This is a genomic window from Melioribacteraceae bacterium (genome assembly GCA_035362835.1).
Taxonomy (GTDB): domain Bacteria; phylum Bacteroidota; class Ignavibacteria; order Ignavibacteriales; family Melioribacteraceae; genus DSXH01.
In genome coordinates, this window is record DAOSDY010000001.1 from 1,053,706 (window position 1) to 1,073,834 (window position 20,129).

Consider the following 20,129-nt stretch of genomic DNA (forward strand, 5'->3'; position numbering starts at 1 on the left):
GGTTTTTACTCCTCTTTTTCCTTCTGGGATAATTTTCTAAACGCGAATTTTACAACAAGTATCGACCCCGCCATGCAGATAAAGTAGACGGAACTCAACTTTGTGAAATATTCGGTTTCTTTTAAGGTGAAATAGGTAGCTCCGATTGCTATTATCCAGAGAAGTGCAATAGCATAAATGGCAATGCGCACCATAATAAACCCCCTGATTTTTTGAACTACTAATGAATTCTTTTTATTAAAGAATTGTTGTTAAATTAACCAAAGAAAATTTCCATATCAAAAATAATTTGAGGGATTAAAATGAAACTGACCCGTAAAGATTTTTTAAAAACAGGGGCTTTATTTACCGGTGGTCTTTTATTGCCGGGTTTCAAATTTTTCAATCCTTTCCAGGAGCAGTCTTATAAATTCACAACTATTAGAAATAATATCGGCATTTTTACCGAGCGGGGAGGAACAATCGGATGGTATGCTTCAAACGACGGTCTTGTTGTAATCGATTCACAGTATCCGGAGACCGCGAAGAATCTTTTAGAGGGCCTGAAACAGAGATCCCCCCGCAAGATCGACATTCTGTTCAATACACATCATCACGGAGACCATACCGCGGGAAATCTATTCCTGAAAGATTATGCCAATAAAATTGTTGCACACGAAAACTGCAAAGCACTCCAGGAGAAAAATTACGGCGGCAATCCCGAAAAGCCGCAGGTATATCCATCAGCAATATTTACAAGCACCTGGGGCGAAGATATTGGCAAAGAGAAAGTTGTTGCAAGATATTTTGGTCCTGCTCATACAGGCGGTGATTCAGTCGTTCATTTCGAGAAATCAAACATTGCCCACATGGGTGATCTCGTCTTCAATAAAACTTTTCCGTTCATCGATCCAAACGGGGGCGGTTCAATTCAACAATGGGCTGTTACTCTGGAAAAGATTCTTAAATACTACGATAACGATACCACGTTTATTTTCGGCCATTCAATAGCTGATGAATTTCTCATCGGTTCAAAGAAAGACGTATCGAATATGAGAGATTACCTAACCTCTCTGATTGAATTTGTTTCCGGGGAAATAAAAAAGGGAGGATCAAAAGAGGAAATTGCCGCAGCCGCTTCTATACCGGGATTTGAAGAAATGAAAGAGAGGTGGCAGGGAGCGCGTAAAATGAATCTAGAACGCGCTTATGACGAACTCTCCTCTAAGTGATTTAAATAGACTCCATCCCTGTCCGGGGGATGGGGTTTATTCTTTCTTTTTCTGATATCCGAAAAAGCTGAATAGCCCGAAGAGCCCGAATAATCCGTAAAAGAATTCAGAGCCTTCGTTCATTCCAAGAAATCCTAAAAAGCCAAGGAATCCGAGTAATCCAAGATTTCTCATATTTCCCTCTTCGCTGGTTATCTATTTTAATATTTAACGAGGCTTTTCATTTCGGCTTTCATTCAACACTAACTGCTGTACCGTTCTTTCAATTTTTATTTTGAGAATCATATTTTCTTTGGTCTGCGGCTCATTTTTAATCTGTCTCGATTTCCCTTTCTGTCCGAGCGCTATGCTGCTGAAAAGTAGAATAATAATGATGGCGAGGATAAGAATAATTAATCGTTTCATTTTCTCACCTCGTAAAACATTCTATTTAACTACTAGAACAGAAGGACTGAAAAGGAAGGAATAATAGTATGTAAATTGAACCGAAGAAAAGTTAGTTAATTAAAAAACAAACGTCAACGAACCCGATGTTTCAATGAGGGTTTGAATTAAAATTGCTGATCGGGGAGAGAAAAACGGCGGAGCTGGTAGAGCCCCGCCATAAACAAATTACTTCTTTAGAATTGTTTTAAGGACTTTCTCTTTGCTTAACTCTTTTGTACAGAAGAACCAGTCATAACATTTCATATCCTCTTTGCCTTCCATTCTGTTCTTTGCTGTACCGCAAGAGCCCGCCGGAGGGACAATAACATCGTCGCCCGGTCTCCAGTCTGCCGGGGTAGCAATGTTAAATTCATCGGCCGTTTGAAGAGCAACTAAAACGCGGTAAAGTTCATCGAAATTTCTTCCGAGGCTTAGTGGATAATAAATTATGGTTCTGATAATTCCTTTCGGATCAATAACAAAAACTGCGCGGACCGCTTTAGTGTTGCTTTCGCCTGGCTGAATCATTCCGTATTTCTTAGCAACCTCCATTGTAATGTCTTCTATCAAAGGAAATGTTACTTCGATATTCTTCATTCCTTTGTATTCGATCTTCTCTTTAATTGTGCGGAGCCATGCGATGTGGCTGTAAAGTCCGTCAACCGACAAACCGACCAGCTTACAATTCGCTTCTTCAAACTGTTTTTCCATATGAGCGAAAGTCATAAATTCAGATGTACATACAGGTGTAAAATCCGCGGGGTGACTGAAAAGGATTACCCAGCTTCCATGATAATCGGCTGGAAAATTAATTTCCCCCTGTGTTGTAACTGCTTTGAATTCAGGCGCTTTTTCACCGATTCTGGGCATCGAAAACGATTGAGTTGATTCCATAGTATATCTCCTTATAGTTAATAGTGTGATTTTATGTATGATAAGATGAAATCACGTTCAATGCGATTCATCGAATATGCGCCTTAGTCTTTTTCAATCTACTTTTTATTATGCTTGTTCAAGTATTAATTCAGCAATGTAGCCGCTTATTTTTTTTCGGAAAACCTTTCTGAATAAGGGATTGAATCATAAATTATGATTTCTTTCCCTGTTGAATTTACTACCAGCCTGGTTCCATCATTACTAAAGACTGTATTGTAAACGACATTTGAAAAATCGGATAGGACAAGGAGGGATCCCCAGTTTTTCGTGTCCCATATCCGCACAGAATTATCAGCCGCGCCTGAGACAAATCTCTTTCCGTCCTTGCTGAAATTAATTGAATATACATACTGCGCGTGTCCTGCAAGTTCTTTTATCTCTTTACCGCTTTTTAAATCAAATATTTTTACCTTACCATTATCCAGAGCTGCTGCTAAATATTTATCGTCGGGAGAAAAAGCTAGTGAAAGAATCATACCGCTGTGAGCTTGGACCTCCATAATAAGCCCGTAATTTTTTGCATCCCACAGTTTCAGTTTGCCGTTGTTCTCTGCAGTAGAAAATATGTCTCCTTTACTGCTGAATTTAATATAATATGGACGGACTTCGAGCGGGATGATTTTAATTTGATTGCCTGATTCCACGTCCCAGACATAAACTGCTTTTTCTGTTGAATATGCAATCAGCACCTTTCCATCTGGAGAAAAATCGAGACTGGAAGTACCACCTTTCATTTCGAATGATCTAACGACATCACCGTTTTCAGCATTCCAGATTTTTACAGTTTTGCCCCAATTACCACCAGCAAGCAGTTTATTATCATAACTAAACTTTACAAAGTTCATAAAGCCATCGAGCGCCGGAAAATTCCTGATCAGTTTACCCGAGTTGAAATCCCAGATGCTAATTGTGTTGTTTGGTCCCGATGCTGCAAGCATTCTATCGTCATTGCTCAGATCGAATGCATAAATTGTTTCCGCTCTTCCCGATTCATCAGTAAACTCCCTACCGTATTCAGCATCCCAGATGCGGATTGTCTTATCGGAAGAGGAGGTTAATAACCGGTTCCCTTCTTTATTCAAACTGATCGAATTGATTTTATTATCATGCCCGTGAATTCGGTTGAGAAGCTGACCGTTCTGTGAATTCCAGACAAATATCGATTGGTCGGAACCGCTCGAATATATTTTTGAACCGTCTTTACTGTAAGCAAGAGCTAATACCGGACGAGTGTGGCCATAAAGCGCTCTAACAATTTCACCGGTGTTAAGATCAAAAATTCTTATGATGGTACTTTTTGAAGCCGTAGCAAGAAACTTCGAATCGGGAGAAAAGGCAAAATCATCTATTGCCGAATAACTTGAAACATCATCGTAATGAAATATTTTAGGTCCGTCCTTAACGGTAGTTGACCAGACACCCACACGCCATCCCCATCCTCCGGCGCCGAAATATTTTCCATCGGGACTAAATCGCGCTGCGACTAACGGTTTATTTCCAAACTCTGTATCCCATAATTTTTTCCCCGTCTCAAGCTCCCACAAAGAGACAATTCCAACAACTCCTTTTTCCCTGTTATAATACCATGAACAGAAGAGGATCTGTTTTCCATCGGGACTGATATCAATATCCGCTAAACCATGTCCGCCCGATTTACCGCTCCATTTAATCTGACCGGTTTCAAAATCCCATACTTTTATCGTCGTATCTCTCGAACAGGAAACTATCAGTTTATCGTCGGATGAAAATTCAGCCGAGTATACAGCATTGGTATGCCCCTCCAGCTTTTTAATTTCTTTCAACGAAGATGAATCATAAATCCTGATTTTACTATCATCACCCGGCACAACAATATATTTCCCGTCATTACTGAAAAGCGATTTTACAGGAGAAAAATCCGTGCAGGAAATATTTCCAACGCTAATATCGCTTCTGGAATTAAGCATCTTCCATTCCCACCCGCGATATTCAACGGGTGTTAGTTTCAGCCATCGGGCTGCTTCGGTTTTTTCATTTAAACGAAGCGAAGAATTAGCAGCGGCAATGTGAGCCGTATATGATTGGTATAAATCCTGTTTTCCCTGAGAATAAAGATTCCCAAAGTTAGATATCAGGATTGATAATATTATCAATCGCATTTTCATGATTATCTCTCTCAGTTCTTAAAAAAAATTAATAAATAAGAATACGTGTGCGGCAAGATAAGCAGATAATCTGTCCGCGTCCAAAAAAATGTGCTTTACTTTAGACAGGAGATTTATTAAGTTGTCAGCGTTTCAAACGTTTCAAAATATTAAAACGTAAATAAAAGGAAGCTCCACATGAAAAAAGTAGTTATAACCCACGCAAAGAGAACTCCCGTTGGCTCATTCAACGGTTCGTTAAGCAGTTTATCGGCCACACAATTGGGAAGTATCGCAATTAAAGCTTTGCTGGAAGAATCTAAAATTGACCCTAATGCTGTGGATGAAGTTATAATGGGAAATATTCTGAGTGCCGGATTGGGTCAGGCGCCTGCACGTCAGGCTGCTATCTATGCTGGATTGCCTGAAAAAACAGAATGTCTTACAATCAATAAAATGTGCGGAAGCGGCCTTAAGGCAATTATGCTCGCCCACCAGGCAATTCAACTCGGGGACGCAGAGGTTATTATTGCCGGCGGACTCGAAAGTATGAGCAACGCTCCCTATCTATTAAAGAACGCGCGCGGCGGATATAGAATGGGTCACGGAGAAATCCATGATTCTATGATTATGGACGGACTCTGGGATGTATATAACAATTTTCATATGGGTAACTGCGCAGAAGCGTGTGCTAAAGAGATGAACTTTACAAGGAAAGAACTCGACGATTTCGCCATTATGTCCTATCAGCGCGCACAAGCGGCTCAGAAAGAAGGACGGTTCAACGATGAAATAATACCTGTTACAATTAAATCGAGAAGCGGTGAAACAATTGTTACAAAAGATGACGAACCGGAAAAAGTAAACTTCGAAAAAATTCCTTCTCTTAAACCACCTTTTGATAAAAACGGTGTTGTTACTGCCGCCAACGCTTCCAAAATAAACGACGGTGCTGCGGCGGTTTTGGTTATGAGCGAAGAGAAAGCCAAAGAGCTCGGATTAAAACCAATTGCTGAAATTGTAGCTCAAAGCTCTGCTGCAAAAGCGCCTATTCAGTTTACTACAGCCCCCGCGGATGCAATTAACAAAGTTCTTGCAAAAGCAAAAATGAAAACAACCGATATCGATCTTTATGAGATTAATGAAGCGTTTGCGGTTGTTTCCTTAGCAGTTAATAAACTGCTTGGACTTTCGTCTGAAAACGTAAATGTTAACGGCGGAGCAATCGCAATCGGTCATCCGATCGGCGCAAGCGGCGCAAGAATTATGGCCACACTATTACACGAAATGAAACGTAGAAAATCGAAGTACGGATTGGCATCTCTCTGTATCGGCGGCGGCGAAGCTTCGGCGCTTATTGTAAAACTATACGAATAAATTTCTATGTCCAACGAAGATAAAATAAGAAAAGAAATGATTCAGCGTTTCGGCGACGCTTATAAATCATTCGGCCTTAATAAGCTGATGGGGCACATTGTCGCCCTGTTAATATATTCGGGCGAACCTCTTTCTTTAGGCGATATCTCAAAATACCTGCACAGAAGCAAGGGACCTGTAAGCCAGATTCTAAAACGCTTACGCGATAGAAAACTTATACGCAAGGCATGGTCGCCGGAAAATAACCGGCAGGATTTCTACGAGATTGAACCTGAAATTTTCGAGAATGCATTCAGAAATAATCTTGAACTGATTAAAAACAATGTTAGAATCGCAAAACAGCTTAAGTCGGTTGTTAAAAATGTAAGGTCGAATGAAATCCTGACATTGAAACAGCGGATGGACGAGATGGAATCGTTCTATATCCTGATGGAACAGCACTACAGAAATTTTTTGACGGAGTGGATTTCAACAAGAGAAAAAATCTATAAATGAAAAAGTGTTCCTTAATTAATACTTTTTCGTATTGAAAGATCGTTTTAAAATTTTCAAACGTTAAAAACATTATGAGGCGGTAAAATGAAAAGACTTGAAAACAGAGTAGCCATTGTAACAGGTGGCGCTCAGGGAATCGGGAAAGCCACTGTTATTAAATTTATTGACGAGGGGGCGAACGTGGTCATTTGGGATGTCGACGATGTAAAAGGAAATCAGCTTGCGGAAGATCTATCATCCAAAGGTAAAGCGGTTTACATGAAAGTTAACGTGTCAAAATTCGAAGAGGTCGAAAAAGCTGTGCAGTCGGTTATCGCCGAATTCGGCCGGATTGATATACTCGTAAACAACGCCGGAATCCTCCGGGATGCTACGCTTGCTAAAATGACTCCCGAACAATGGCAGCAGGTAATCGATGTTAACCTGACCGGTGTTTTCAACTCTACAAAGTGTGTCGCACCGTATATGATTGAAAAACAATACGGAAGAATTATCAACGCAACATCAGTAGTCGGAATTTACGGCAATTTCGGTCAGACTAATTACGTAGCTACAAAATCGGGTGTTATCGGGATGACTAAAGTATGGGCGAGAGAACTCGGCAGGAAAGGAATAAATGTTAATGCAATCGCTCCCGGCTTTATCGCCACAGAGATGGTGGCTTCGATGCCCGAAAAAATTATCAACATGATGAAAGAAAAAACGCCGGTCGGACGGCTCGGAACACCCGAAGATATTGCAAACGGATATCTCTTTCTTGCAAGCGATGAAGCTTCATTTATAAACGGAACAGTTCTAAGTATCGACGGCGGAGTGATTACCTGATGAGAAATAGTATAATTATAGGAAGCGGGAGTTATGCGCCGGACCGGGTTCTCCCGAATTCATACTTCAACGAACTGCTCGGCGAGGATGTAGATACCTGGCTTCAAACCAATCTAACTATTAAAGAGAGAAGGTGGTGTACACAGGATCAATCAACAGCTGACCTATGTGTGGAGGCGGCAAACAAAGCTTTGAAGAATGCCGGAATCAATGCAGCTGATCTTAACCTTATAATAATATCAACTGACACGCCGGAATATATATCGCCATCAACCGCATCTGTTGTTCAGCACCGCTTAGGCGCGCTCAACGCCGGAACGTTTGACCTTAACACCGCGTGTGCCGGATTTGTTACTGCATTAGATACTGCAAATAAATTTATCCGGGCCGACGAAAACTATAATTACATACTTGTTATAGGCGCTTATGCTATGAGCAAATACCTCGACCTCTCGGACAAAAAGACGGTCACATTATTCGCTGACGGCGCTGGTGCCGTTGTTCTGAAATCAATAGAGAGCGCTGACCGGGGACAGCTGACAAGCAAACTTCACACCGAAGGTCAATATGCAGACTGGATGGGAATTTATGCGGGCGGTACTCACATGCCGGTTAATCACAATGTTGTTGATGCAAAAGATCATCTTCTGAAATTCGTTAAAAAATTCCCAAAAGAAATAAACCCGACTACATGGACAAAGATGATTAAAGAGTCGTGTGAGAAAATCAATATTTCACCAAACGATATTACTCATTTCTTCTTCACACAGATAAACATTAATACCATCTGGGAGACGATGGAGAACCTTGGTGTTGACAGGAACAGAGCGCATACAATAATGGACCGTTACGGATATACGGGCTCGGCATGCATACCAATGGCATTCGACGACGCGATGCAGAAAAATAAACTGAACGAAGGCGAAATAGTCTGCTTTATGGGATCGGGCGGCGGACTCGCATTCGCTAACGCAATCTATAAATTGTAAAGAGGTGTAAAGTGACCGACGTTGCTTCATCCGGAATGATTACGGCTTCGTGGATCTTAATTCTTGTCTATGTTGCAATAACTATGTTCTTTGTTATCCGCGGTGCTTTAAAAATAAAAAGCATGCGCGATTACGCAGTCGGAAATGTTCAGTTCCCGCCTTATGCGGTCGGACTCGCATTAGCGGCTTCAATGACAAGCGCGGCAACATTTATAATCAATCCCGGATTTATAGCGTTTTACGGCTGGAGCGCTTACCTATCTTTCGGAATCGTATATCCCATTGCGGCGATTATCTCGTTAATAATTCTTACAAAAGGATTCAGAAAGCACGGCGAGAGCGTTAAGGCATTAACAATGGCTCAGTGGATGGGAACGCGTTATAAGAGCAGGGGCTATTCACTCTTCTTCGCCTTCCTTTCTCTTCTGCTTATCACTTTCATTGTTCTGATACTTGTAGGACTTACTAAAGTTTTATCGAAGTCACTTAATGTGCCGGAGCTTTATGTGCTGATCGGAACGGTTCTGTTTGTTTTCGGTTATATGATGTTCGGCGGAGCTAATTCGATGGTTTACACAAACACGGTTCAGGCAATCATAATGCTCGTAGTTGCATTTATTCTGCTCGGTTCGGGTTATGAACATTTTAGCAGCGGTGTTCACGGTTTTATAGATAAACTGAGCAACATCGATCCGAAACTTGTTCAGTCAACAAACGAATCGAGTTTCCTATTCAGAGATTTTTTTGAAATTGTATTTACACAGATTGTAATAGGTGTTGCGATTGTCTGTCAGCCTCACATAATTACAAAGTCGCTACTTCTTAAGACCGACAAAGATGTGAACAAATATCTTATTTACGGCACAATAACTCAGATGATTTTCTTCTCGGTTGTGTTTGCCGGCTTTTATGCGCGAATCGCTTTTCCGGATTTGATGATCAACGAAACCGCTTTAAAGATGGATGGTGTAATTCCGGCTTATGTTGTACGCGAATTCCCGGTGTTTATTGGAATTATTGTAGTACTCGGATTGATTTCCGCCGGTATTTCAACACTCGAAGGATTGGTCCAGTCGATCTCCACAACTGCAACTACTGATATTATCAAACCGATTTTCGGAAAGCTGTATCCCTCCGATCCTGCTAAAAACGAAAAATCATTTATACTAACTAATAAAATAGTGATCGCTGTATTCGCCGTTATCTCAATTCTGCTTTCATACGATCAGCTGGTTAATCCGAAACTGAGCGTCGCTATCTTCGCACAGAACGGGGTTTACGCATACTTCTCGGCAGCATTCGTACCGATATTATTCGGAATGTTCTTTAAGAATGCGCCAAAAGTTTCTGTAATAGCAGCATCGGCTGCGGCGATAATTGTTCACTTTACATTTTATTACGGCAAGATTGGTATTCCGCTTACAAAAGCAACCGGTGAAAACCCGGGAGTAGCCGCTGCAATGGCGATTATAACTTCATTAATAGTTGGATTTGCTCTTTTGATCTTATACAAAAACAAAAACTGATTAAATCAGATTTAATAAAACGGGATGAAACCCGGGGACGGATTGGTAATGCTTCATAATTTTCAAACTGATTGGCTGGCTAAATGGGCGTATTACACGCCAAATAAATTCTTCCTGCGCGAGCACAACCGGGATTTAAGATGGTCGTTCGGTGAATTCAATTTAAGAACTAACGCACTGGCCAAATATTTGACTAATGAACTCGGGATTAAAACCGGAGATCGCATAGCTGTCTATTCCAAAAACAGAACTGAATACGTTCAGTTATTCCTTGCGTGTGTTAAAACCGGAGCCATACTTGTCCCGCTTAACTTCCGGCTGACTCCAAGAGAACTCGATATTCTCATCGGTGACGCTGAGCCAAAAGTTTTTTTCTACGAATCCGAATACAAAGAACAGTCACAAAAACTTCAGACATTAAAAAACATTCCTCATCAGAAAAGCATTGAAGAGATTACAGATTTTTTGACCGGAGGTATTTCAGAAATTGATTTTACTCCTCCGCGGTTATTTACCGAAGATGATGTTGTAATGATCCTTTACACCGCCGGCACAACCGGTTTATCGAAAGGCGTGATGATCAATCACCGCATGCTCTACTGGAATGCGGTTAATACTTGTCTAAGACTCGATATTAATTCCAACGATCACACACAAAGTTACGCGCCCTTTTTCCATACCGGAGGGTGGAATGTATTGTTTACACCGTTCCTCTTTCACGGCGCATCACATACAATTCTTCAGAACTTTGACGCCGAGCTTATTTTGAAACTAATGGAGAAGGAAAAGACCACGCTCCTTTTCGGTGTTCCCACAATGCTTCAGATGATGAGCGACCTTCCATACTTCAAAGAAGCGAATCTTTCAAGTGTACGATACGCGATAGTTGGCGGTGCTGCCATGCCGATTCCGTTAATAAACATCTGGCACGAAAAAGGAATCCCGATCCGCCAGGGTTTCGGATTGACTGAAGTTGGGCCGAACTGTTTTTCTCTTCACCAGGACCATGCGATAATCAAAAAAGGTTCGATCGGTTTCCCGAATTTTTATTTCGAAGCAAAAATTATTGATGATAACGGAAAGGAAGTCGGGATTAATGAAGTCGGCGAACTCTGGCTCCGTTCGCCGGTTGTAACTCCCGGCTACTGGCGAAAAGAGAAGGAGACCGGAGAATCGATTACAGACGGATACTTCCACACTGGTGATTTAGTGAGGAAGGACGAAGACGGATTCTTCTTTGTTGTCGACCGCAAGAAGAACATGTTCATCAGCGGTGGAGAGAATGTTTATCCCGCCGAGATTGAAAAATATCTCTATACAAATGAGACGGTTAAAGAAGTTGCCGTAATCGGTGTGCCCGATGAAAAATGGGGCGAGGTCGGAAAAGCTTTTATAGTTCTTAAAGAAAATAATTCGATGAATGAGGAACAAGCAATCAATTTCTGCAAAGGAAACCTGGCAAAGTATAAGATACCGAAGTACTTTCAGTTCGTAAATGAAATTCCGAAAACAGACGCAGGTAAAATTAACAAACTGAAACTTCTTGAAATACACAAACAACAAACAACCAAATAATATCCTTAAGGAGGAATTATGAAAAAGCTATTATCACTTCTGTTAATGTTAACTTTTGTTTTCTTATCGGCATGCAGCGACGAAGAGGAATCCACCGCTCCAGTTGTTGTAGATCCGATTGTAGGCGTCTGGGTGTGTGAGGGTGCAAATGTTCCTGTTGGATTAAGCGCTGCTCCATTCAACGTTGCAAAAATTACAGCAACATTCAACGCAAACAAATCCTATACTGTTGTTCAGACAGATAAAAGCAATGTAACGACTACATTAACCGGAACTTATACGAATACCGAAACCACGAGCACGGATGCAAGCGCAACTTACGGAACTCAGGGCGCTAAGATCTATACTATCGTTGCAAATCAGAGTTCACCCGCAGCAGTTACTGCAACCGGCATTTATGCTATCAGCGGAACAAAAATGACTTACGAAGTAATTCAGACAACCCCGCCTCTTACAGGCGTTTCGGCTCCGACAGCAGCCGGCGGTTTCGGTAGTACAACGATTGCAGGAACAAAATATGCTATCTACGTACAGAAATATGTAAAGCAATAATCTGAATTGGGAGGCGGATTGTGAATTGAAAAAATTTCAATCCGCTTTCTTCAATTTCTTTTGGAGCGTAAAATGAAAAAAATATTAATTCTTGCTCTTCTTTTAACCGTTTCCGCGCCGGCAGTTTTCTTCTCCCAGGATACAACCGGAACAAAACTTGAAAGAATCGCAGAACCTAAAATTCCTGAAATCAAATTTATCGGCTATTGGTTTTCGCGCGGCACCGCTTCTAATATCGCACCAACAAACGAACTTCTGCGCGGACAGATAATCGGAAGATTATTCGGTCCTAACACTACAAACACGCATTCCAAAACTTCATCTTATTTCGAACAGCGTTTCGTTCCTATGTTCATCTATACGCCCTCTATACTTGATGGTGTTGCAACATTCAGAAGTTTATTCAAGATCGATATGACATGGGGCGACGCGGCTTACGGAGTTGGAGGTAACACAGGCGGCGGCATTAATGCCGGACAGGTAAACCTTCAGACCCTTCTCGCGAACGTTGAGATCCGTCCGAAAGACGCTGATTGGAACGTTGTAGTTGGTCTTCAGAGAATTTTTGATAACGTGCGCGATCCTAATATTGCCGCATTAAGCACTGCTCAGACAAGCTCTTACAAGTTAAGCTACTGGGGGACACAGGGAGTTGGAATAAGTCTCTTTGCAAATCTCAACAAGACAACACAAATGCGTGCGGGATATTACCAGCTCTTCGAAAATATTATTCAGGAGAATGACGACGTTGCGCTCTGGATGTTCGATCTCGAATCGCGTATCGCTCCCCTTCTCGAATGGGGCGTTGATGCATGGTATTTATGGGACAGGGGAAAAAATGCCGGAGGTATTTCTGTTCTCGGTCAGGGATTGAACAGCGGCCTTGCGGAATATAACGGCGCCCCCAGATTGAATCTCCCGACACAGCGCTACGAAGCAAATGTATTCTGGCTCGGAACTCACGCTTCCTACAACAGAGATTTTATGGCCGGAAGATGGTGGGCCAACGGATATGTTATGGCTAATTTCGGAAACGTTGATACTGTCTCCGCTAAAAACACGGTTAATTCCTATGCGGACATCTTCGGTATAAGCGCCAATGCTATGATTTCTTACAAATACGGAATGACCGCTAATGACAGGATTTCACTCGAAGCACAATTTACAAGCGGTGACGGTAACGGTGCCGCCGATAAGTCGGTTGGAAGCGTTCTCACCGGAAATATATGGGGCTCTCCTACCGGAATTTACAGCTCTCACAAAGCTCTTCTGTTATTCCCGGATCCTCAGGTTGTTAACAGATATTACTCGGCTGTTCACGATATTTCAAATATGGGACTCGGCGTAACGGCAGGATTTTTAAGTGTAATGAAGGACTTTATACCGAACAAGCTGAGCGGTAAGATCGGTCTTGCAGCCGCGATCTCAAACGTTAAACCGGCGGGCGGTTCATCATTCATCGGGTCTGAAATTAATGCGGAAATCAAATACAACATAAAAGTTTTTCTCACTCTCGGTTTAAGCGCCGGATACTGTATGCTCGGCGATTTTTATAACGCGCCCGGTGCAACATACGACAAACTCCGTCCGAAAGATCCGTGGGTTATATTCACTTCACTTAGCTGGCTAATGTTCTAGGAGGATGATATGAAAAGACTATTATTATTTACAATCGTTGCAATCTTCGGTCTTTACGGATGTTCAGGATTCCTCTATACAGACAAGCCGGCTCTTGAATTCCGGGATATTGATTACGGTTTCCCGACTAAATCAGCTCTTAAAAATCCGGAGATCGCCTACATCGAAGCCGGCAGCGGTCCGAAAACTCTTATACTCATTCACGGACTCGCGAGCAATGCGGGATTCTGGAGATATGTGATTCCGGAGTTATCGAAAGAATTCAGGGTAATTGCGGTTGATCTTCCCGGTTATGGAAAATCCGGTAAGGGTGCATATCAGTATTCAATTTCATTCTACGCCGAGCAGATCAAACTGCTTGCCGATGAATTGAAACTGAAGAAATTTACTATAGCCGGACATTCGATGGGCGGACAGATAGCAATTATGTTTTCTCTAAAATATCCCGATCGTCTTGAAAAACTTGTCCTCGCTTCACCGGCGGGTATCGAGGAGTTTGAAAAAGGGGAAGGCGACTGGCTTAGAAGCGTTATGACGATGAACGGCGTTAAGAAAACATATGAGGACGGGATAAGGAGAAATCTCGCGAATAATTTCTATTCCTGGGACGAGAGCAGATGGGAATGGATGGTTGAAGAACGCGTTAGAATGTCCAAAGCAAAAGACTTCGATGAGTTCACCTATACGGTAGTAAGATGCGTTAATGCGATGCTCGACGAACCGACATTCGATAAGATTAAAAATATTTCCGTTCCAACACTTATAGTTTACGGGAAATATGACGGTTTGATTCCAAATCCGTATCTTAATCCCGGTTTTACTTCGGATATTTTCAAATGGGGCGCCTCGCAGATTCCCGGCTGCAGATTGTATGAAATTGATAACTGCGGACATATGCTTCAGATTGAAAAGCCGGAGGAATTCACTAAAGCTGTTTCAGATTTTCTTAACTAATTTTCTCTGCCCCGCAGACCCTGCAGCGAAACACCCCCTCTTTTGCTGTTCGGAATCCGGGGCTTTTCCTTTTAAAAGACGATAATGCAATTCCCCGATCTGAATTATAATTTTGATTACAGACTCATTGAAATCGAAAATCAATTATCGATCGCATATTATGACACCGGCAGCGGGAATAATGTGCTTCTCTTCATTCACGGATTATCGAGTTACATACCCGCATGGCTTAAACTCATTCCGCTTCTTCAGAACAATTTCAGATGCATCGCTATCGATCTCCCCGGATACGGCAAGTCATCCGCAGGCGTTCACGAAGGAACTGTTCCTTTTTACACAGAAGTTGTTTCATCATTCATAAGAAAACTTAATTTGGAAAACGTAACTCTCGCCGGTCATTCGATGGGCGGGCAGATCGCAATTGCAACGGCGCTACAATTCTCTTCTCTTATTCAGAAGCTTGTTTTATTAGCGCCGGCCGGATTCGAAACTTTCAGCAATAAAGAAATCGCCCTTATAAAAAAATACAATACGCAGCAGTTTTATTATTCTGCCGGCGATGATGATATTATTGCAAGCTTCCGTTCGAACTTTTTTAAAATGAATGATGATGTTAAACCGATGATAGACGATAGAATTAAGATGAGGGGGTGGAAAAACTTCGGCGATTACTGCCGGATAGTTGTTAATTCACTTAACGGCCTTCTCGATTATCCGGTTTATGATAAATTAAAAGAACTTAAGGTGCCGTCATTGATTTTCTTCGGCAGGAATGATAGATGGATTCCAAACAAAAATCTTCACAAGAACACTACAACAGAAGAAATTGCATTGAAGGGTGCCTTGCAGATTCCTGATTCAAAATTAATATTGATTGATGAATGCGGACATTTTATTCCATACGAGCACCCTGAACTACTCGCCAGAGAAATAAAATCTTTTCTAATTTAATCAGCACATGTCCTTCCGGTCCTGCCTGCCGCAGGCATGTGACTGCCGGAATCTGTATGTTGAAAAAGTTTTCTCGTTGCATCTCACTTATAAAAACGACAAAGGAATCGTTTCGTCCCTCTGAAATATTTCATCATCTCCCAAATAGTGTTTGGAAAAAGAAATAATTCTTTTATTTTTGCCGTTAAATTGATGAATAGGGATTACCGCATTTTTTCCCGGTTATAAATAAACTCTTCTGAATAAAATCCGTCTAACACTCTGATCAAATTTCAAAATTCAGATTGAAAGGAAAACGATGAAACGTTTTAACACTATAAAAGCTTCTCTGCTTTTTCTAATACTATTCTTCGCCGATTCCGAAGCACAGTGGATGAAGATCGATATAATAAGCGACGCCCGTCCTGCTCCTTCTCTCTTCCTTAAAGACGGAATAATTTACGCCGGTTCCGACAACAGGATCTACCGCAGCTCCGATAACGGCGTTAACTGGAAAGAATCCAATATCATTTCTCCCGATGTTGATTTCATCAGCGCGTTGATCAAACATGATAATAAAATTTTCGTCGGCACCTACAATCACGGCGTCTTTTATTCATCGGACGAGGGAATAACATGGAACAGTCTGAATACAGGATTGAACGGTTTGGGTGCGCAGACTATTTCGGAGTTTGCGGTAAGAGGGTCCGACTTATATGCCGGAACTTACGGCGGGGGTGTCTTTGTAACGGATCTCAACGCTCTCTCGCATTGGAATAGCTTTAGCAACGGACTTTCATTTACTGTTTCCTACAACATCAACTCAATCAAAAATATAGACGGAACACTCTATGCCGGCGCCGGCGGAAATTCATCCTTTTTTAAAAACAGAGAGAACTCAGATCTCTGGGAGGAAGTTGTTTTCGGCGAAATGTGGGGGGAGCCGAATAATGTTTTCGATATTATTAAAATGGGCGATCAGTACATAATTTCGGCTTCATACGGGATATATACGAGCAGTGACGGGGTTAACTGGAATTATTTCAATACCGGTGCCGGAGTTATTAACGAATCGAACTTTGCGCTTCACAACAATAGAATTTATGCACATTTTACAAAAGGGGCCGGAAGAACTTTATGGATTACATCTGATGATAATGGTAAAACATGGAATTTCTTTGATGACCAAAGAGGCATTGACGTATTAAGCGCACTTGTAGTGGATAATAAACTTTTCGCCGGAAGGGTTTACGGATTCAATTACAGGCCTTTGGATCCGACATCTGTCGATGGGGATGAACTGCCCGCGCAGTTTGAGCTGAGTCAGAATTATCCTAATCCGTTTAATCCCTCAACCACAATAAATTTTTCGATAGACACGCCGGGCAATGTGGAACTGAAGATTTATGATATTACCGGAAGAGAGGTTGCCGCACTTATAAATCAATACAAGCCCGCAGGCAATTATAGCTACCGTTTCAATCCAACGGAATTGAATCTGTCGAGCGGCGTCTATTTTTATAAGTTGAGCGCGGGGGAATTTTCTTCTGTTAAGAAAATGATATTAATGAAATGACAATTGCTCTCTGTCCTTCTGAACCGAACGAAGTGAGGTGAAGAATCTAAAGAAAGTAAAAAGAAGATTCTACATTTCGCTTTATTTAGAATGAAAATGTAGCTCTGTCACTCTGAACGAAGTGAAGAGTCTAAAATAAAACCAAGATTCTTCGTCCCGCTTTGCGGGACTCAGAATGACACTACGTTTGTTAATAATCATCATGCGGGACGGTTATAACCACGTTCCCTTTCTTATGTCCTTTGTCCACGTACCTGTGAGCTTCCCTTATCTGATCCAGCGGATAGATTCTATCGATAACTGATTTCAACTTCCCCGCATCACAAAGATCCTTTAATGCGTAAAGGTCATTCACGTTCAATTTGATATTGCCCGATGCCGTAAGAACATTAATAAATCGCCCGTTTGCGGAGAGGGGCTTTCTCCTTTTCGAATGTTCGATCTTTCCTACTGCGTCGTAGATAACATCGAAAGTTTCATTGTTCTGTGTAAAGTCCTCTTTAGTATAATCAATAACTTTATCAGCGCCGAGGGATTTCACCAGCTCAATGTTCGAAGTGCTGCATACGGCCGTTACTTCGGCGCCGTAATTCTTAGCGATCTGAATTGCATAAGTGCCTACACTCCCGGAAGCGCCGTAGATCAGTGCTTTCTCCCCTTTGCGAATGTTGGCTTTTCGGAGATGTATCAACGCGGTTATTCCGCCGTTGGATACGGGCGCGGCTTCTTCGTGAGTCATGTTAGCGGGTTTGATTGCGAGGATTCCATTCTCCGGCAGGCAGCAATACTGTGCGTATGTGCCGAATCTGAATTCCGTGGACGCAAAGACCGGATCTCCAACTTTGAAACGCGTTACATCTTTTCCTATTGCTTCAACTTCTCCTGAAAGCTCCATGCCTAATATTTTTTTCCGCGGACCTTTAAAGCCGAGGACAATTCTCATCATCGGTTTGAAGAAGAAGTCTTTTACAGGACCCATCCCCGGTTCAAACCGGCGGATCTTTGTATCGCCTATGTGTGCCGTTGTTGCTAAAATTTTGACAAGGACTTCATTCGGTTTGGGCGCGGGTTTTTCAACTTCCCGGATCTCAAGAACTTCAGGCGGACCGTACTTTGTGCAGATGACTGCTTTCATAAAATTCCTTTTAAAGTGTAATTGCGGAAAGTTAGACGTATTAAATTGGTTATTCGTTTGTTGAAAGGTTGCTTCTCCTTCCACAATTCCTCGCTTCGCTCGGAAAGCTAAGGACAGGGTTCGGTGTTCTTTGTTCGTAGTTGGTTTGGAGAGATCTGGATTCTCGCTACATGTTACCCGTTACAGATTACAGATCACTGATTACTCAATTTAATTACGTTTCAGAAACAATCCGGAGGGCGCAGTACGCGCCCCCGGATGCTAAAAAAATTACTTCCAGATGCCGAGCAAGCCGCCCATCAATGTATATGTTACTGCCTGGTAGCCGGCATCTATTAAAAACAGCTTGAGTGATTTCCTGCCGAAGAGGTATGTAATCCCTAACGAAGCGGCGACCCACCCGATACCCGCGAGGGCGCCGGCTGTTAATCCCCACATCAGATCCGCCTTCTCGCCCAGGAAAGCCGCGAGGTTGAACGCGATTACTAGCGACAGTACGAACGATAATCCGAAGATCCTTGCCATATTAGATTTCTTAAGACTCTCTTCAGTAAAGTTCATCTCTTTCATCCACTGCTTTCCGAACAGAGGACCGTACCAGAGTCCCCCGATAATAAAACCGAGAAGCGCGGCAAAGAACACCGCGAGGTAATTTATATGAATCTGAGCGCCTTCCATTTGCCCTCCTTATAATTGAATGACGGGGATCAAACTAATGAAATTATTTTTACGGCGGAAAATATTTTTTTTAAAAATTATTTATAAAAAGCTCACAATAAGACCTTAAGGTTTTCTAACGACCTGCACCATCATGCGGGTAAAATTGAGCGTAAAGGGGTATAACAAAATTTTTTCACTTCTTTTGCGCGTCCAATCATTTAAATTTGCGGCGGTTATTAATGGAATTAAAAATGAATTATAGATTCGGTTTATTCTTTATTATCATCGTATCGCTCATCGTTCAATGCACAAACAATGAGCCGACAGGCCCGGACCACCGCGCGCTGTTATTAAACCGGAGTTTCGATTCGGTAACAGTCCGGCTTGAATACGGCAAAGAGATTCTGATCAACAATTACGCGATGTTAAAGTTCGAAGGCGTGGCGAGCGACTCACGCTGCCCTATCGACGCAATCTGCGTATGGCCCGGCAACGGCGAAGTTAAAATGAGTCTGAAGGCGGAACGCGAGAAGAAGGAGTTTACGGTAAATACGCTTCTGGAACCGCGGAGCTACCGGTTCGATGAGTTCGTTATAGAGCTTAAGTCGCTCAATCCATCGCGCAGGTCGGATCAGCAGATAAAGCCGGATGAATACAGTGTTGACCTTGTTATCAAACCCGCAGCAGGCGGAACGAACAATTCAGTGCCCGTAAAACTTATCGAGGGGAATAACACGGACATTTTAAAGCGTGACCGCCTGGACGTGAATTCGTTCTCTCTGAACGGTGATAAGCTCGTATTCAACCTATCGTATTCAGGCGGATGCAGAGACCATTCGATCGAACTCTATGCGTTTAAGGAGATTCAGAAAACGAGTCCGGCGCAGGCGACTCTGATACTTTCCCACAACGGCAACGGGGATATGTGCGAGGCGTATATAACGAAAACCGCATCGTTCGACCTTACGGCTCTAAAGAATTACCTTAAGTCGGTGCACGGCATCAGCGATAAAGCGCTTCTGATAATACACGATCCTTCCGGCAGGCCTATCCGCAATCCTGTGGTGGAGTACAAGTTTTAGTAAAATTGCAATAGAATACTATTGATCCAACGGCTTGTTTAATGCAGTCTGTCATTCCGGCCTTGTGCCGGAATCTGTTCGTTACAAAAATTCTATTATGTGCAGATTCTGAAATGAAT

Annotated in this window: 20 protein-coding genes; 13 read left to right on the plus strand and 7 right to left on the minus strand. The window is 42.2% G+C overall.

Features of this window, described 5'->3' with window-relative positions:
• Positions 1-5: 5 nt before the first annotated feature.
• The gene (locus PLZ15_04425; GenBank protein ID HOI28985.1) at positions 6-194 is read right to left on the minus strand and encodes a hypothetical protein; all 189 of its coding nucleotides are present in this window, start codon (positions 192-194) and stop codon (positions 6-8) included.
• Between the two features lie 108 nt (positions 195-302).
• Between PLZ15_04425 and PLZ15_04430 the strand changes: the two genes are divergently transcribed.
• Positions 303-1,211, plus strand: a complete 909-nt coding sequence (locus PLZ15_04430; protein ID HOI28986.1) for an MBL fold metallo-hydrolase — start codon at positions 303-305, stop codon at positions 1,209-1,211.
• Between the two features lie 36 nt (positions 1,212-1,247).
• Here PLZ15_04430 and PLZ15_04435 read toward each other — a convergent pair whose 3' ends face one another.
• The 4 genes from PLZ15_04435 to PLZ15_04450 form a co-directional block, all read right to left on the minus strand.
• Positions 1,248-1,385 (minus strand): hypothetical protein, encoded by a 138-nt coding sequence (locus tag PLZ15_04435; protein ID HOI28987.1) that lies wholly within the window; start codon positions 1,383-1,385, stop codon positions 1,248-1,250.
• Positions 1,386-1,418: 33 nt separating this feature from the next.
• A complete protein-coding gene (locus PLZ15_04440) occupies positions 1,419-1,616 on the minus strand; it encodes a hypothetical protein (GenBank protein HOI28988.1) in 198 nt (65 codons plus the stop codon).
• A 207-nt stretch (positions 1,617-1,823) separates the two neighbouring features.
• Positions 1,824-2,531, minus strand: coding sequence for a peroxiredoxin (locus tag PLZ15_04445; protein ID HOI28989.1), 708 nt, complete (start codon positions 2,529-2,531; stop codon positions 1,824-1,826).
• A 146-nt stretch (positions 2,532-2,677) separates the two neighbouring features.
• Positions 2,678-4,717, minus strand: coding sequence for a WD40 repeat domain-containing protein (locus tag PLZ15_04450; GenBank protein HOI28990.1), 2,040 nt, complete (start codon positions 4,715-4,717; stop codon positions 2,678-2,680).
• Positions 4,718-4,894: 177 nt separating this feature from the next.
• Here PLZ15_04450 and PLZ15_04455 point away from each other — a divergent pair, with 177 nt between their 5' ends.
• From PLZ15_04455 to PLZ15_04505, 11 genes are all read left to right on the plus strand, one after another.
• Positions 4,895-6,073: an acetyl-CoA C-acetyltransferase gene (locus tag PLZ15_04455; GenBank protein HOI28991.1), complete on the plus strand. Its 1,179-nt coding sequence runs from the start codon at positions 4,895-4,897 to the stop codon at positions 6,071-6,073.
• Positions 6,074-6,079: 6 nt separating this feature from the next.
• Positions 6,080-6,568: a MarR family transcriptional regulator gene (locus tag PLZ15_04460; GenBank protein ID HOI28992.1), complete on the plus strand. Its 489-nt coding sequence runs from the start codon at positions 6,080-6,082 to the stop codon at positions 6,566-6,568.
• Between the two features lie 84 nt (positions 6,569-6,652).
• Entirely contained in the window at positions 6,653-7,393 is a 741-nt protein-coding gene (fabG, locus tag PLZ15_04465) for a 3-oxoacyl-ACP reductase FabG (GenBank protein HOI28993.1), read from the plus strand.
• The gene (locus PLZ15_04470) at positions 7,393-8,382 is read left to right on the plus strand and encodes a ketoacyl-ACP synthase III (GenBank protein ID HOI28994.1); all 990 of its coding nucleotides are present in this window, start codon (positions 7,393-7,395) and stop codon (positions 8,380-8,382) included. The genes fabG and PLZ15_04470 overlap by 1 nt, the downstream gene beginning before the upstream one ends.
• 11 nt (positions 8,383-8,393) lie before the next feature.
• Positions 8,394-9,908 (plus strand): sodium:solute symporter, encoded by a 1,515-nt coding sequence (locus PLZ15_04475; protein ID HOI28995.1) that lies wholly within the window; start codon positions 8,394-8,396, stop codon positions 9,906-9,908.
• A 48-nt stretch (positions 9,909-9,956) separates the two neighbouring features.
• The gene (locus PLZ15_04480; protein ID HOI28996.1) at positions 9,957-11,483 is read left to right on the plus strand and encodes a long-chain fatty acid--CoA ligase; all 1,527 of its coding nucleotides are present in this window, start codon (positions 9,957-9,959) and stop codon (positions 11,481-11,483) included.
• A gap of 18 nt (positions 11,484-11,501) precedes the next feature.
• Positions 11,502-12,035: a hypothetical protein gene (locus tag PLZ15_04485; GenBank protein ID HOI28997.1), complete on the plus strand. Its 534-nt coding sequence runs from the start codon at positions 11,502-11,504 to the stop codon at positions 12,033-12,035.
• Positions 12,036-12,107: 72 nt separating this feature from the next.
• The gene (locus PLZ15_04490; GenBank protein HOI28998.1) at positions 12,108-13,673 is read left to right on the plus strand and encodes a hypothetical protein; all 1,566 of its coding nucleotides are present in this window, start codon (positions 12,108-12,110) and stop codon (positions 13,671-13,673) included.
• Between the two features lie 9 nt (positions 13,674-13,682).
• Positions 13,683-14,627, plus strand: a complete 945-nt coding sequence (locus PLZ15_04495; protein HOI28999.1) for an alpha/beta hydrolase — start codon at positions 13,683-13,685, stop codon at positions 14,625-14,627.
• 84 nt (positions 14,628-14,711) lie between these two features.
• Positions 14,712-15,578: an alpha/beta hydrolase gene (locus PLZ15_04500; protein ID HOI29000.1), complete on the plus strand. Its 867-nt coding sequence runs from the start codon at positions 14,712-14,714 to the stop codon at positions 15,576-15,578.
• Positions 15,579-15,876: 298 nt separating this feature from the next.
• The gene (locus PLZ15_04505; GenBank protein ID HOI29001.1) at positions 15,877-17,133 is read left to right on the plus strand and encodes a T9SS type A sorting domain-containing protein; all 1,257 of its coding nucleotides are present in this window, start codon (positions 15,877-15,879) and stop codon (positions 17,131-17,133) included.
• Between the two features lie 190 nt (positions 17,134-17,323).
• Here the strand turns inward: PLZ15_04505 and PLZ15_04510 are convergent, their stop codons facing one another.
• Both PLZ15_04510 and PLZ15_04515 read right to left on the minus strand, forming a co-directional pair.
• Positions 17,324-18,268 (minus strand): NAD(P)-dependent alcohol dehydrogenase, encoded by a 945-nt coding sequence (locus PLZ15_04510; protein ID HOI29002.1) that lies wholly within the window; start codon positions 18,266-18,268, stop codon positions 17,324-17,326.
• Between the two features lie 270 nt (positions 18,269-18,538).
• Positions 18,539-18,946 (minus strand): DUF1761 domain-containing protein, encoded by a 408-nt coding sequence (locus tag PLZ15_04515; GenBank protein HOI29003.1) that lies wholly within the window; start codon positions 18,944-18,946, stop codon positions 18,539-18,541.
• Positions 18,947-19,167: 221 nt separating this feature from the next.
• Here PLZ15_04515 and PLZ15_04520 point away from each other — a divergent pair, with 221 nt between their 5' ends.
• The gene (locus PLZ15_04520; GenBank protein HOI29004.1) at positions 19,168-20,010 is read left to right on the plus strand and encodes a NigD-like C-terminal domain-containing protein; all 843 of its coding nucleotides are present in this window, start codon (positions 19,168-19,170) and stop codon (positions 20,008-20,010) included.
• The last annotated feature ends 119 nt before the right edge of the window (positions 20,011-20,129 follow it).

What these genes read in the sequence shown, in the direction of transcription:
- PLZ15_04425 (HOI28985.1), bottom strand. Translation starts at nt 194, where the DNA reads ATGGTGCGCATTGCCATTTATGCTATTGCACTTCTCTGGATAATAGCA.
- PLZ15_04430 (HOI28986.1), top strand. Translation starts at nt 303, where the DNA reads ATGAAACTGACCCGTAAAGATTTTTTAAAAACAGGGGCTTTATTTACC.
- PLZ15_04435 (HOI28987.1), bottom strand. Translation starts at nt 1,385, where the DNA reads ATGAGAAATCTTGGATTACTCGGATTCCTTGGCTTTTTAGGATTTCTT.
- PLZ15_04440 (HOI28988.1), bottom strand. Translation starts at nt 1,616, where the DNA reads ATGAAACGATTAATTATTCTTATCCTCGCCATCATTATTATTCTACTT.
- PLZ15_04445 (HOI28989.1), bottom strand. Translation starts at nt 2,531, where the DNA reads ATGGAATCAACTCAATCGTTTTCGATGCCCAGAATCGGTGAAAAAGCG.
- PLZ15_04450 (HOI28990.1), bottom strand. Translation starts at nt 4,717, where the DNA reads ATGAAAATGCGATTGATAATATTATCAATCCTGATATCTAACTTTGGG.
- PLZ15_04455 (HOI28991.1), top strand. Translation starts at nt 4,895, where the DNA reads ATGAAAAAAGTAGTTATAACCCACGCAAAGAGAACTCCCGTTGGCTCA.
- PLZ15_04460 (HOI28992.1), top strand. Translation starts at nt 6,080, where the DNA reads ATGTCCAACGAAGATAAAATAAGAAAAGAAATGATTCAGCGTTTCGGC.
- fabG (HOI28993.1), top strand. Translation starts at nt 6,653, where the DNA reads ATGAAAAGACTTGAAAACAGAGTAGCCATTGTAACAGGTGGCGCTCAG.
- PLZ15_04470 (HOI28994.1), top strand. Translation starts at nt 7,393, where the DNA reads ATGAGAAATAGTATAATTATAGGAAGCGGGAGTTATGCGCCGGACCGG.
- PLZ15_04480 (HOI28996.1), top strand. Translation starts at nt 9,957, where the DNA reads ATGCTTCATAATTTTCAAACTGATTGGCTGGCTAAATGGGCGTATTAC.
- PLZ15_04485 (HOI28997.1), top strand. Translation starts at nt 11,502, where the DNA reads ATGAAAAAGCTATTATCACTTCTGTTAATGTTAACTTTTGTTTTCTTA.
- PLZ15_04490 (HOI28998.1), top strand. Translation starts at nt 12,108, where the DNA reads ATGAAAAAAATATTAATTCTTGCTCTTCTTTTAACCGTTTCCGCGCCG.
- PLZ15_04495 (HOI28999.1), top strand. Translation starts at nt 13,683, where the DNA reads ATGAAAAGACTATTATTATTTACAATCGTTGCAATCTTCGGTCTTTAC.
- PLZ15_04500 (HOI29000.1), top strand. Translation starts at nt 14,712, where the DNA reads ATGCAATTCCCCGATCTGAATTATAATTTTGATTACAGACTCATTGAA.
- PLZ15_04505 (HOI29001.1), top strand. Translation starts at nt 15,877, where the DNA reads ATGAAACGTTTTAACACTATAAAAGCTTCTCTGCTTTTTCTAATACTA.
- PLZ15_04510 (HOI29002.1), bottom strand. Translation starts at nt 18,268, where the DNA reads ATGAAAGCAGTCATCTGCACAAAGTACGGTCCGCCTGAAGTTCTTGAG.
- PLZ15_04515 (HOI29003.1), bottom strand. Translation starts at nt 18,946, where the DNA reads ATGGAAGGCGCTCAGATTCATATAAATTACCTCGCGGTGTTCTTTGCC.
- PLZ15_04520 (HOI29004.1), top strand. Translation starts at nt 19,168, where the DNA reads ATGGAATTAAAAATGAATTATAGATTCGGTTTATTCTTTATTATCATC.